Below are 12,652 nucleotides of genomic sequence, written 5' to 3' on the forward strand. Positions count from 1 at the left end.
GTTGCTCATGTTAGTGAGTCCCTTCCAGTTTTACCGCAGCGGCGTCGCCAGCCACGGCAGGTTTTTTCTTCTCCAGGCGTACCGCCAGCTTGCGCAGCAGGACGTAGAACACCGGCGTCAGGAACAGGCCGAAGAAGGTCACGCCCAGCATGCCGGCGAACACCGCCACACCCATTGCATGACGCATTTCCGAACCCGCACCGTGCGAGAACACCAGCGGCAGCACGCCCATGATGAATGCGATCGACGTCATCAGAATCGGACGCAGACGCAGGCGGCAGGCTTCCAGCGCGGCTTCAACGATGGTACGGCCGTGGTGTTCCAGTTCGCGTGCAAACTCCACGATCAGAATCGCGTTCTTCGAGGCCAGACCAACCAGCACGAACAAGGCAATCTGCGTAAAGACGTTGTTATCTCCGTGGGTCAGCTTCACGCCAACCAGCGCGCAGAAGATCGACATCGGCACGATCAGGATCACCGCCAGCGGCAGGGTCCAGCTTTCGTACTGGGCAGCCAGCACCAGGAACACCAGCAGCACGCACAGTGGGAACACATACATCATCGTGTTACCGGACAGGATGTCCTGGTACACCAGTTCCGTCCATTCGTAGCCGATACCTTTCGGCAGAACCTCATTGAGGATCTTGGTCATTTCAGCCTGCGCTTCACCCGACGAGATGCCAGGAGCGGCGCCGCCATTGATCTCGGCTGCGACGTAGGCGTTGTAACGCTGTACGCGGTCCGGGCCATAGCTGTCTTTCACGCGCATCAGCGACGACAGAGGAATCATCTCGCCCTTGTCGTTGCGGACTTTCAGCTGGGCGATGTCTTCAGCGTGCGAACGGAACTGCTGGTCAGCCTGGACGCGCACCTGATAGGTACGGCCGAACTGATTGAAGTCGTTCACATACAGCGAACCCAGATTGATCTGCAAGGTCTGGTAGATCGTTTGCAGCGGCACGCCCAGTTGCTTGGCTTTTGCGCGGTCGATGTCGGCGAACAGCTGCGGCACGTTGATCTGGTAGCTGGAGAATACGCCGGCCAGTTTAGGGTTCTGCCATGCCTTCATCTGCACTGCCTGGATCGCCTTGTACAGCGCGTCGTAACCCAAGTTGTCGCGGTCTTCGACCATCACTTTGAAACCACCGGTGGTGCCCAGGCCATTGACTGGCGGCGGTGGCAGCACCATCACGAACGCACCTTCGATGGCGCCCATGCGTTTGTTGATTTCAGCAGCGATGGCTTCAGCCGATTCGCTCTTCTTGGTGCGCTCTTCGAACGGTTTCAGCGGGGTGAACACGATACCGGCGTTAGGCGCATTGGTGAAGCCGTTGATCGACAGGCCAGGGAAAGCCACCGAATCAGCCACGCCAGGGATTTCCTTGGCGATGTCCGACATCTTGCGGATGACGGCGTCGGTACGGTCCAGCGAAGCGGCGTCCGGCAGTTGTGCGAAACCGATCAGGTACTGCTTGTCCTGCGCAGGAACGAAGCCCGGAGGCACGATCTTGAACATGAAGCCCGCAGCCACGGCCAGGATGGCGTACACCACCAGCGAACCGCCTTTGCGTTTCAACACGCCGGTCACGCCGGTTTCATAGCCTTTCGAAGCGCGGTTGAAGAAGCGGTTGAACCAGCCGAAGAAGCGGCCGAAGATCTTGTCCATCACGCGGGTCAGCGCATCTTTCGGTGCATCGTGTGGACGCAGCAGCACGGCGGCCAGGGCCGGAGCCAGGGTCAGCGAGCTGAATGCCGAGATCACGGTCGAGATGGCGATGGTCAGCGCGAACTGCTTGTAGAACTGGCCGGACAGACCCGACACAAATGCGATCGGCACGAACACGGCGCACAGCACCAGCGCAATCGCGATAATCGGACCACTCACCTCTTTCATCGCCTGGATGGTCGCGTCATGCGGCGACAGTCCGTTGGAGATATTCCGCTCGACGTTTTCCACCACCACGATCGCGTCATCGACCACGATACCGATGGCCAGCACAAGGCCGAACAGCGACAGCGTGTTGATCGAGAAGCCAAAGCCCAGCATGACGGCGAAGGTACCCACCACCGACACGGGAACGGCCAGCAGCGGGATCACCGATGCGCGCCAGGTTTGCAGGAACACGATCACCACCAGTGCCACCAGAATGATCGCTTCGACCAGGGTGTGGATCACGGCGCGGATCGATTCGCGCACGAATTGGGTCGGGTCATATACAACGCTGTACGTGACGCCTTCCGGGAAATCCTTCGACAGGCGGGCCATCGTCGCACGCACGTCGGCCGACAGCTGCAGCGCGTTGGCGTTAGGTGCTTCGAAAATAGGGATCGCCACCGCCGAATTGTTGTTCAGCAGGGAGCGCAGCGCGTACGAGTTCGAACCCATCTCCATGCGGGCCACGTCTTTCAGCAGCGTTACCGCGCCGTCAGCATTGGTCTTCAGGATGATGTTGCCGAATTCTTCTTCGCTCTGCAAACGGCCTTGCGTGTTCACGGTCAGCTGGAAGTCCGCACCCTTGGTCGGGCCCTGGCCGATCACACCGGCAGCAACTTGAACGTTCTGCTCGCGGATCGAAGCAACGACATCGCTGGCGGTCAGGCCGCGCTGTGCCACTTTCTGCGGGTTGAGCCAGATACGCATCGCGTAGTCGCCGGAACCGAACAGCTGCACCTCGCCCATGCCAGGCAAGCGCGCCAGCTGGTCCTTGATGTTCAACACTGCATAGTTACGCAGATACAGGTCGTCGTAACGGCCGTTCGGCGATTGCAGGTGGACCACCATGGTCAGGTTGGGCGACGACTTCACGGTCGTCACGCCGATCTGGCGGACTTCTTCCGGCAGACGCGGAAGCGCGCGTTGAACGCGGTTCTGCACCTGGGTTTCAGCCTGCTCGACGTTGGTGCCGATCTTGAAGGTGACGGTCAGCGCCAGCGCGCCGTCCGAGGTGTTTTGCGAGGACATGTACAGCATGTTCTCGACGCCGTTGATCTGTTCCTCAAGCGGCGCGGCCACGGTTTCGGCGATGATCTTCGGATTCGCACCAGGATACTGCGCGCGCACCACCACCGATGGCGGCACCACGTCCGGGTACTCCGAGATCGGCAGCTTGAAGATCGATATCAGGCCGGCGACGAAGATAATGATCGACAGTACCGCCGCAAAAATCGGCTTGTCGACAAAAAATCGAGAGATGTTCATAGTTTTTATTCCTTGGAAGTGCCGGTCTTGGTTGCGACCGCCGCTACTTTTTCATCTTTTTTAACTTCGGTTTTCGGCACGTTGGCGGCCAGCGGATCGGAATCCATGGCGACCACGGTTGGCGTGATCGGCGCACCAGGGCGCACGCGCTGCAAGCCGTTGACGACGATCTTCTCGCCTGGCTTCAAGCCGTCGCGCACCACGCGCAGGCCATCGATTGCAGGGCCGAGGGTCACAGGGCGGTATTCGGCCTTGTTGTCCTTGTCGACCACGAACACGAACTTGCGGTTCTGGTCCGTGCTGATGGCGCGGTCGTTGATCATCAACGCCGACTTGGCGCCGGTGGAGCCGGCCAGTTGCACGCGGGCGAACAGGCCTGGCACCAGCGCGCCGTCGGTGTTGTTGAGGGTGGCGCGCATGCGCACCGAACCGCTGCGTGGATCGAGCTGGTTGTCGACGAATTCCAGCTTGCCTTCGTGCGGGAAGCCGGTTTCGTTGGCCAGGCCGATCTTCACGGTGGCCGGTTTGCCTTGATGGGCAGCGGCGCCAACGCGCAGATAGGTGTCTTCATCGCCGTCGAAGGAAGCGTAGATGCGCTCCAGCGACACCACCGAAGTCAGTACCGCCGAAGCGTCGACCAGGTTGCCCAGCGTGATTTCCGCTTTCGATACGCGGCCGTTGATCGGCGACGTCACCTGGGTGTAGCTCAGATTGAGCTTGGCCGCTTCGTACTGCGCTTGTGCGGCGCGGGCGTCGGCGTCCAGCTGCTTCAGGCTCGATGCCGAGGCGTCGTATTCGCGTTGGGCGATGGCTTTATCGGCCAGCAGTTTTTCAGCGCGGACCAGTTCCACCTTGGCCAGATCGGCCTTGGCGCGGGCCGAGCCGGCTGCCGCTTCGGCGCGGTTGGCTTCAGCCTGGAACGGACGCGGATCGATGACGAACAAGACTTCGCCCTTCTTCACTTCGCTGCCAGGCTTGAAATTGATCGCGGTGATGAAGCCGCCGACGCGCGGACGGATCTGCACTTGCTCGATCGCTTCCAGACGGCCCGAGAACTCCTGGGTCTCGGTGATGGTTTTCTCGACGACCACTGCGGCCGAAATCGGAGGACCACCGGCGGCCGGTGCTTCAGCTGTCTTGCCGGTAGCGTCTTCGCAACCGGAGAGGCCAAAAGCGGCCAGTCCCGCCAGCGCCATAGCGGCGGCCAGCGGCCGGGCTACGACGGTGAATTGTTTAATGGTTTTCATGTTTATTCCCTTTTATATGAAAATAATTAATAGAAACGGCGGCACCGGTTGCCCTCAACGAATTGCGAGAAAACACGGTACTAGCGCCCCGCCGGCAAGCCAGTGGGGACGTGATTGCAGATACTGCTTAAAGGTTGGGGAACCCTATGCGGCTGGCGGTGTCTCAGACCGTTCCAGGCCAGCGATGAAACTGGCGATTTCTCCCAGCGCGTAACACTTGCACGCGCATTCGTTGCGCGCCCCTGCTTCGTTCAGGGGCGCTGCCGGCATTCGGTTGACGGTGGTCTTGACACCACAGGCAATCAACTTCGCGCCATATTGTTCCGCTTCGTCGCGCAGCGGGTCGTCTTCGGCCGACAGGATCAGTGCCGGCGGCAGGTTTTTCAGACGGCTCGATTGCAGCGGCGAGGCGTATGGATGGGTGCGGTCTGCCGCGTTCGGCAGGTAGCCACGGTAGGCCGCCGCGCAGGCGTCGGCCACGTCCAGCAATTCAGGCGCGTTCTGCATTTCGCGCATCGACCAGGTGCTGAGGCCCGGATCGAGCATCGGCATCACCAGGATCTGGCCGGCCAGCGCCGGGCCGCCACGGTCGCGCGACATCAGCGCGCAGACCGCCGCCAGGTTGGCGCCGGCTTCGATGCCGGCCACAACCAGGCGCTTGCCGGTCCAGCCCAGCTTGGTCTTGTTCTTCTTGGCCCAGGTCAGCACGGCGTGGGCATCCTCGACGGCGGCCGGGAAAGGCTGCACCGTCGCCAGCGTGTAGGCGGCGGCCAGCACGGCGCTGTCCGGGGTGTCGTCGGCCATGTGGCGCAGGAACATGTCGGCATCTTCCAGGTCGCCGCTGTTGAAGCCGCCGGCATGGAAGAACACGGTCAAGGTGTCACGCTTGATGCCGGCCTCGCCGCTGGTGTACAGGCGGCCGGCCAGGGGGCCTTGCGCGCCGCGCACTTCCAGGTTGCGGACCTTGAGCAGGTCAGACAGCTGCGGCAGAGGCTCGACGATTGCGCTCATCGCTGCACCGTATCCGCGGCGCTGGACAGCATGGCCGTATCGGCGCAGGCGATGGTGTCGCCGGCGGCCGCTTCGGTCAGGGCACGAACGCCGTTCGCTTCGGCCGATGCCGCCTGCGAGTAGGCATCGGTATAGACCACGCCCGCCAGGGCGACCGAAGTCAGCGCCAGTGCGATCGTTGCAAAAATTCCATCCCGATATTTCATGTTGAACCCCTTTCCTTCAATGTACTTTCTTGGTGCAGTACAGCAATCTTAAACTTGATCTACAATCTGATAAATAGTGCAATGTCGAATTGATTGTTCAGGATTCCGAACAATGGGACTCAAAGATGAATAAACTACAAGCGATGGAAGTGTTCGTACAGGTGGTCGACGCCGGCGGCTTCACGCGCGCGGCCGACAATATGCAGCTGCCCAAGGCCACCGTGTCGACGCTGATCCAGTCGCTGGAGGCGACGCTGTCGGTCAAGCTGCTGCACCGGACCACGCGCCAGGTCAGCGTGACAGCCGACGGCGCCGCCTATTATGAGCGCTGCCTGCGCATCCTGTCGGACGTGCGCGAGGCCGAGGAATCGCTGTCGCGCACGCGGCTCAGCCCCAGCGGGCGGCTGCGGGTCGATGCGCCCACCGGCCTGGCCAGCGACGTGCTGATCCCCGCCCTGCCCGACTTCTTCACGCGCTACCCGGACATCCAGCTGGAGCTGGGCTGCAGCGACCGCACCATCGATTTGATCGAGGAAGGCGTCGACTGCGCCGTGCGCGGCGGCGTGCTCGGGGATTCCAACCTGATCGCGCGGCGCGTCGGCATCCTGCAGTTCGTCACCTGCGCCACGCCGGACTACCTGGACCGCTACGGCCGGCCTGTCCATCCCGATGAGCTGATGCGCCACCGCTGCGTGAACTATTTTTCCTCCCGCACCGGCAAGCTGTTCGACTGGGACTTCTCGCGCGACGGCCACCGGATACAGGTCGCCCTGCCGGGCCACATCGCCGTCAACGACACCAATGCCTACATCGCAGCAGGCCTGGCGGGACTGGGCATCCTGCAGATGCCGAACTTTATGATGGAGCCCATGCTCAAGGACGGCCGCTTCGAACAGCTGCTGGACGACTGGAGCACCGACCCGCTGCCGGTGCACGTGGTCTACCCGCAGAACCGCCACCTGTCGGCCAAGGTGCGTGTCTTTGTCGAATGGGTCGCCGAACTGTTTTCCAACCACCCGGGCATGCGCCTGCCGAAAGCCGCACCACCAACGCGCCCGACTCCTTTTGAGGTTGCCATATGACTGAAGCCCACCGCATCGTATTCCTCGACCGCGACAGCGTGATCGCCAACATCCGCAAGCCTGCGTTCGCGCATGCGTGGTCCGAGCATGCCGCCACCAAGGCGGCGGACGCCATGCCGCGCCTGCGCGACGCGCGCGCCACCATCGCCATCACCAACAAGGTGCCGCTGCGCGCCGCCGACCTGGCGCAGCTGCCGGACCTGAAGATGATCGCAGTGGCCGCCACCGGCACCGACATCGTCGACCTGGCGGCCTGCCGCGAACGCGGCATCGTGGTCTCCAACATCCGCAACTACGCGGTGCACACGCTGCCCGAGCACACCTTCGCGCTGATGCTGGCGTTGCGGCGGCAGCTGGTGGCGTACCGCGCCGATATCGAGGCGGGGCTGTGGCAGAAGTCCGACCGTTTCTGCCTGTTCGGCCATCCGATCGCGGACCTGGCGGGCAGCCGTCTGGGCCTGCTGGGATATGGGGCGCTGGGCAAATCGGTGGCGCGCATCGCCAAGGCCTTCGGCATGGAGGTGATCGTGCATACGCGCTCGCCGCTGCCCGATGCGGCAGGCGACGGCGTGCGCGAAGTAGGCTTCGACGAGCTGCTGGAAACCTCGGACATCCTCAGCCTGCACCTGCCGCTGAACGACAAGACGCGTAACCTGATCAGCGCAAAAGAGCTGATACGCATGAAGCGCAGCGCGCTGCTGATCAACACCGCGCGCGGCGGCCTGGTGGACGAGATGGCGCTGGCCGACGCCTTGCGCAGCGGCGTGATCGCCGGCGCAGGCTTCGACGTGCTGGTGCAGGAACCACCGCCGGCCGACAACGTGCTGCTCAATCTGCGACTGCCCAACTTCATCCTGACGCCGCATTCGGCCTGGGCCAGCTCGCAGGCCATGCAGGTGCTGGCGGATCAGCTGATCGACAACATCGAAGCGTGGGTGGCGGGTGCGCCCAGGAACGTGGTCGGCTGACGGCTATCGATAATTGGTGCCGTTGTTCATATCGATCACGTCGCCGTTGATGAACGCCGGTGCGTCGGTTGCAAGCCAGCTGACCGTTTCCGCAACCTCTTCCGCCAGACAGAATCGCTGACTGATGGTCGCGGCCTTCAGACGGTCCTTTCTGTCTTGCGGGATGTTTTTCATCATGTCCGTTTCGACGGGGCCCGGCGCGACCGAGTTGGCAATCACGCCCCTGGCGCCGTAGGTGCGCGCGAGTGAGCGCATCGCATTCATCAGGCCCGCTTTTGAAACGCCATACCAGATGTCCGGGTGGCCGATTTCGCCGGCAATCGACCCCATGCTGACGATGCGGCCACCGCCCTTGCCCGCCATCCGTTCCGCCACATGAACGCTCAGCCGCACGGCGGAGATCAGGTTCATATTGAGCGTGTGGAGGATGGCCTCGCTGTCGTAATCGCTGGCCGTCTTCGCGTTCATCATGCCCGCGTTGTTGATGAAGACGTCTGGCGTCCCGATCTTCTCGACAATCTGAAGCGCCTGTTCGTAATCAGAAACGTCTGCCGTCCACGAAGTTAAACCGTCCATGGCGGCAGAGACGCCCGACCGGGACAAGACATGCACTTCAAACCCCTTGCTCAATAGCTTCTTCGATATTTCAAACCCGATGCCTCGGTTGCCGCCAGTAATAATTGCCTTCATCTTTACGCCAGCCTTATAGTTAATTAAACTAATAGAATATATTAAATGCATAATTAAATCGAAACCCAATTAGCCGAATAAGGACAGCGATGCCACAAACCCAAATAGTTTTTCGCCAGGCGACGGCGCATGACATTCCTGCGATGTCGACGATACGGCTGGCTGTTCGCGAAAATGTGCTGTCCGACCCGAGCCGCATTACCCAGAAAATGTATGAGGATTATCTGGAGCTGCTGGGCCGCGGCTGGGTCGCGGAAGTGGATGGCGTGATCGCCGGATTCTGCTACGCGAATAAAACCGATTCGTCCATCTGGGCGCTGTTCATGGCGCAGGAATATGAGGGCCAAGGGATCGCCAAGCAATTGCTCAACATCGCCACCGCATGGCTTTTCGAACAGGGCAATGAGTTTGTTCGCCTGAGTACCGGAATGGGAACCAGGGCGGACCAGTTCTATGCCTCGCAGGGATGGCGCCGGGAGCGGGTCGAAGGTAACGACGCTTATTATCTGCTGGCGAGCGCAGGATAAATCGAGAGGAACACAATGCGTACTTCGTGGTTAAAGTTGATCGTGCTGTACAGTTCGTTTCACATGGCGGCCCATGCGGCGGAAGGCCTGCCGGCTCACATCGCTGGCACATGGGCTACGGGAGCGTCCCTGTTTGAAGGCACGGCTGCGCAAGTCGAAATGTATTTTCTCGCAGACGGGTATGGAATCATGGAATGATAGACACATATCGAAAACAATTTCCTTGAGCCTCAGCTATCCGATGGGCACGCCCGCTGAAAATAACGTTCAGTCTGTGTCCAATGCCATGGCGGGATGCTGCCGTGTTTTTCAAAATGCCAGCCAGGCCCGCGTCGCGCAAACACGTAGGAGTCGGTGTAGCGCGCATTGGTTGTGATATCGGCCCACTCGATCAAAAACTCCAGATGATCGTCGTCTTTGCTCTGCCAGCAGTAAAGACCCGTGCCAACAAAACGCATAGTTCTATCGACAGTGGCCATGGGCGGCAGCCGCAGGCCACCACTCGTCTCGGCCAGAAGCTTGGAAGTACCAGGCAAGGCATTATGGGCATCGATCAAAAACAGGGCAATCGAGGTGCTTGCATCGGTAATGAGATTCAGAAGCGGCCGCTCACGCTCTCGAATATAAAACGATTGCTTGATGTTTTCAAAAGGCGGCTCAGGATGATAGATGCCTTGCTCAATGGCGGGGAGTCGACGAGTTTGCGCCATGCCCGCAGGCGCAAAGCCAATCGCCAATGCAGCGAAAACGACGAGTGCTTTCATCAATCGACCTGCCCTTTAAAGATGCTCAAGGCATGACTTTACCACTGCTGTTTTCAATAACCAGCGCGTATTGGTTTGTCCCATCAGACAGCACCTTTCGTATCGAAGCGAGGATTAAACCTCTGATATTCCAATTCGTGACAATTGGTGAAGTTTTTCCTGAAAGCAAAATGTTAGAGTGCGACCGATTTTCGCAACACCATCCAAATGACAAAAGAGAGAAATATGAAAGCATTGAGTATCCCGGCATTCGTCGCCGTAGCGGCCCTGGTTTCCGGCTGCGCCGGCATGGACACCAGCAAAATGACCTACAGCAGCCAGCTGCAAGTCAATACGCCTCAGAAGGCCCAGGATTGCTACGACGCAGCGGTACTGCTCGGCGCCGATGCCGCACGCACCAAGGACATCGCCAAAAAAGTACTGGTCGCCGTCGATGCCACGGTAGAGACTGAGCAAGAAAAATCGATCAAGGCACAACGCAATCGCCATATCGGCGTGCTGGTCGGCAGCGGCGGCGAAGAGCTGTTCATCAACTGGAACGCCATGACGCCGGAGCAGACCTACGTCACCGTCGCCACCAAGACCGGTTTCGTCGGCGGCGCTGGCCAGAAGGCGTGGTCGTGCCAGGTGGTGGACGAGATGGTAAAAATGGTGAAATAAAGCCTGCCCCCACCTGCCTCCAGAGGCAGGTGGTTTCAATTATCGAGATCGACAAAGGACAGGCCATATGATGAAGCGGATCGCCGCCCTAGCCGCGCCACTCATGCTGCTGAGCGCGTGCTCGACGACCAGTACAATTAGCGTTCTGGAGTCCAAGTACCAGACGGACCAGCCTGCGTGCCAAGTTACCTTCTTCAAGAAAGCCAAGCCTGATCGGGAATTCGAAACACTCGCGCAGATCGAATCCCACGTGCAAAGAAATGTGTTCTTTGGCGGCGATGCGAAGCTGGAAGACCAGGCATATGCCGAGTTGAAGACCAAGACCTGCAACCTGGGCGGCAATGCCGTAATCATCAACGACTACGTCGAATCGCGGGCCGCAGAGTTTTCACACGTGCACGTATGGGCAACAACCGTCAAATTGCTCTGACGTGCGGAGCGTCTCTCCGTCTTAAAACAACCGGCGCACCCGGAAGGCAAGCCTGCTGCTTAATGGCGACAGGCCTCGCTCGGAGCGGGCGTCGCCGGTCTGGCGCAGTACCGACAACATCAATGTAGTGCGCGGTGAATAACGATAGTCCGCAGTGCCATGCCACACGGTGCTGTGGTCGTCGCGGCCGGCGTACACACCTCCGCCCAGTTCCCAGTCTCCCAACGTCTGCGCCAGCGTCACGCTGACATAGCGCTGGCGCGCGCCCTGGCTGGTCAGCACCTGCGCGGCCTGCGCCTGCAAGCCCTTGCGCGCGATGTCCGGCAGCGGCAAGGATTGATTGCGGTCGATCAGCGCCAGCCACCCGGCGTACTCACCGTCCGACATGCCGCGTCCATCGTAGGCATATTCGAGTTGCAGCTTCGGCAGATCCGGCAAGGTATATGTCAATCCGGCCGTCGCGCGCCGCGTGTCACGCGCACCGTACGCCGATCCATACCACGACAGATGTTCCCCCATCGCCCCGCTCAGCGTCGCGCCGATGCCGTTGGACTCTCCACTGGCACGGCGCAGCAGCATGCTCACGCTCAGTTGTTCGAACTCGTATCCCAGCCTGACGATGGACTGCTCAACGCCACGGTTGTAGCCATCCGCATGCCGCGCCGCGTCCTTGCTGTAGATCGCCGTCAGGCTGGCCTGGGAGCCGGTCCAGCCCAGCACCGCCATCGGCAGGCCTTCCGACTGACCCAGTTCATCGAGCGGGTCGCTCAGGTCCGTACGCTTTTGCAGAAAGCCCAGCGGCTGGTTCACGAAAGACGGATCGAGCGCATACAAGCGCTTGCCGAGCGATAGCGTCACCGCCGGCGTCAGTTGAAACACGCGGTTCAATTCCTGCAGCGTTCCCGAGGAACCGCTATGCCGTCCATCGACGTCGCTGCGCCAGGTTTCAAAGCGCGCGCGCCAGGTCAGATCGTGAAAGCGGCCTTCAAGCAGCCCTGCCAGCGTGGTTTTTTTCTCGGGGATCGCCAGAAAATTATCGACATTGAGCGGCGTCGCCTGCAAGCGCGTGGCTTCCTGGCTGGCCAGCGCGAACCCGCCCAGCCAGTCTTCGTCCGCCTGCGCGCCGCCGCACAGCAGCAGCCCCGCCATCAACGCTGAACGGCGACCGCTCATTGTTCCAGACTACGCGGGTTGAAGGTACTGGCGGAGAATTCCATGGTCTTGATCTTCTCGTACACCACGCGGGTCTGCTCCGCCGGCAGTTGTGGATCGAAATAGCGGGTGACTGGCGGCAGGCCGCCAGTGGCCGTATCGAACTCCGCGATCTTCAACAGCTTGCCGCTGGCGACATACAGCATGGCCTTCAACGGCACATACTGGCCGCGCTGTTTGGTCGCCAGCAGCGTGATCCGCGTGTAGGTGGCCGCTTCGTTCTTGCTGCTTAAGGCCAGCGCAACGCAGTCGCCTGTGCAGGATGCCGGCGGTGTGTCCATCGTCACGGCGTCGTAATCGTTCGTGAAACTGATGCGCGCCAAGTCACCGATCGACGCCTTGCCCCGCAGCGTTTGCAGCGGCGTCAGACGGATTGCACGCCGGGTGCGGGGTGCGTAGAAAAAGATCCCGGCATCGGTGGTCAGGAACTTCTGGCCGCGCTGGTCGACGCTGGTCGCCTCCACCAATACCTGATTGTGATTCGCGCCGCGTATCACGTAGGTGCCAGGCTCCTGCTCCTGGCCGTTCTGCACAGGCACGATGCGCACTGCCGCCTCGAAACTATCGAACGGCATGCGGTAGCGGTCCACCTGCCGCAGGATCTCCTGCGCCGGCGGTGGCGCGGCCATCACCGGACATGCCGCCAAAACAGCACA

General features: G+C 60.8%; 13 protein-coding genes. 5 read left to right on the forward strand and 8 right to left on the reverse strand.

The window, feature by feature from the left end; translation table 11 throughout:
* Window positions 1-10 precede the first annotated feature (10 nt).
* From GEV01_RS18760 to GEV01_RS18775, 4 genes are all read right to left on the reverse strand, one after another.
* Window positions 11-3,199, reverse strand: coding sequence for an efflux RND transporter permease subunit (locus tag GEV01_RS18760; protein ID WP_152807120.1), 3,189 nt, complete (start codon window positions 3,197-3,199; stop codon window positions 11-13).
* Between the two features lie 5 nt (window positions 3,200-3,204).
* Complete coding sequence (locus GEV01_RS18765; RefSeq protein WP_152807121.1) at window positions 3,205-4,446, reverse strand: efflux RND transporter periplasmic adaptor subunit; 1,242 nt, start codon at window positions 4,444-4,446, stop codon at window positions 3,205-3,207.
* A 144-nt stretch (window positions 4,447-4,590) separates the two neighbouring features.
* Window positions 4,591-5,457: an alpha/beta hydrolase gene (locus GEV01_RS18770; protein WP_152807122.1), complete on the reverse strand. Its 867-nt coding sequence runs from the start codon at window positions 5,455-5,457 to the stop codon at window positions 4,591-4,593.
* On the reverse strand, window positions 5,454-5,663 hold the full coding sequence (locus tag GEV01_RS18775; RefSeq protein ID WP_152807123.1) for a hypothetical protein: 210 nt from the start codon (window positions 5,661-5,663) through the stop codon (window positions 5,454-5,456). Before GEV01_RS18775 ends, GEV01_RS18770 begins: the two co-directional genes overlap by 4 nt.
* Before the next feature lie 125 nt (window positions 5,664-5,788).
* Between GEV01_RS18775 and GEV01_RS18780 the strand changes: the two genes are divergently transcribed.
* The gene (locus GEV01_RS18780; RefSeq protein WP_152807124.1) at window positions 5,789-6,745 is read left to right on the forward strand and encodes a LysR family transcriptional regulator; all 957 of its coding nucleotides are present in this window, start codon (window positions 5,789-5,791) and stop codon (window positions 6,743-6,745) included.
* The gene (locus tag GEV01_RS18785) at window positions 6,742-7,713 is read left to right on the forward strand and encodes a D-2-hydroxyacid dehydrogenase (protein ID WP_152807125.1); all 972 of its coding nucleotides are present in this window, start codon (window positions 6,742-6,744) and stop codon (window positions 7,711-7,713) included. Before GEV01_RS18780 ends, GEV01_RS18785 begins: the two co-directional genes overlap by 4 nt.
* A 3-nt stretch (window positions 7,714-7,716) precedes the next feature.
* On the opposite strand, the gene GEV01_RS18790 is transcribed toward GEV01_RS18785, so the two are convergent.
* Window positions 7,717-8,403: an SDR family NAD(P)-dependent oxidoreductase gene (locus GEV01_RS18790; protein ID WP_175023134.1), complete on the reverse strand. Its 687-nt coding sequence runs from the start codon at window positions 8,401-8,403 to the stop codon at window positions 7,717-7,719.
* Between the two features lie 89 nt (window positions 8,404-8,492).
* Between GEV01_RS18790 and GEV01_RS18795 the strand changes: the two genes are divergently transcribed.
* Window positions 8,493-8,930, forward strand: a complete 438-nt coding sequence (locus GEV01_RS18795; RefSeq protein ID WP_152807127.1) for a GNAT family N-acetyltransferase — start codon at window positions 8,493-8,495, stop codon at window positions 8,928-8,930.
* Window positions 8,931-9,160: 230 nt separating this feature from the next.
* On the opposite strand, the gene GEV01_RS18800 is transcribed toward GEV01_RS18795, so the two are convergent.
* Entirely contained in the window at window positions 9,161-9,694 is a 534-nt protein-coding gene (locus GEV01_RS18800; RefSeq protein WP_152807128.1) for a hypothetical protein, read from the reverse strand.
* A 225-nt stretch (window positions 9,695-9,919) separates the two neighbouring features.
* Here GEV01_RS18800 and GEV01_RS18805 point away from each other — a divergent pair, with 225 nt between their 5' ends.
* The gene (locus GEV01_RS18805) at window positions 9,920-10,354 is read left to right on the forward strand and encodes a hypothetical protein (RefSeq protein WP_152807129.1); all 435 of its coding nucleotides are present in this window, start codon (window positions 9,920-9,922) and stop codon (window positions 10,352-10,354) included.
* Between the two features lie 67 nt (window positions 10,355-10,421).
* On the forward strand, window positions 10,422-10,784 hold the full coding sequence (locus GEV01_RS18810; RefSeq protein ID WP_152807130.1) for a hypothetical protein: 363 nt from the start codon (window positions 10,422-10,424) through the stop codon (window positions 10,782-10,784).
* 21 nt (window positions 10,785-10,805) lie between these two features.
* Here the strand turns inward: GEV01_RS18810 and GEV01_RS18815 are convergent, their stop codons facing one another.
* On the reverse strand, window positions 10,806-11,957 hold the full coding sequence (locus tag GEV01_RS18815; protein WP_152807131.1) for a porin: 1,152 nt from the start codon (window positions 11,955-11,957) through the stop codon (window positions 10,806-10,808).
* A complete protein-coding gene (locus tag GEV01_RS18820; RefSeq protein ID WP_175023136.1) occupies window positions 11,954-12,625 on the reverse strand; it encodes an outer membrane lipoprotein-sorting protein in 672 nt (223 codons plus the stop codon). The genes GEV01_RS18815 and GEV01_RS18820 overlap by 4 nt, the downstream gene beginning before the upstream one ends.
* Window positions 12,626-12,652 lie beyond the last annotated feature (27 nt).

It is taken from the genome of Rugamonas rivuli, assembly GCF_009380165.1.
GTDB classification, from domain to species: Bacteria; Pseudomonadota; Gammaproteobacteria; order Burkholderiales; family Burkholderiaceae_D; genus Rugamonas; species Rugamonas rivuli.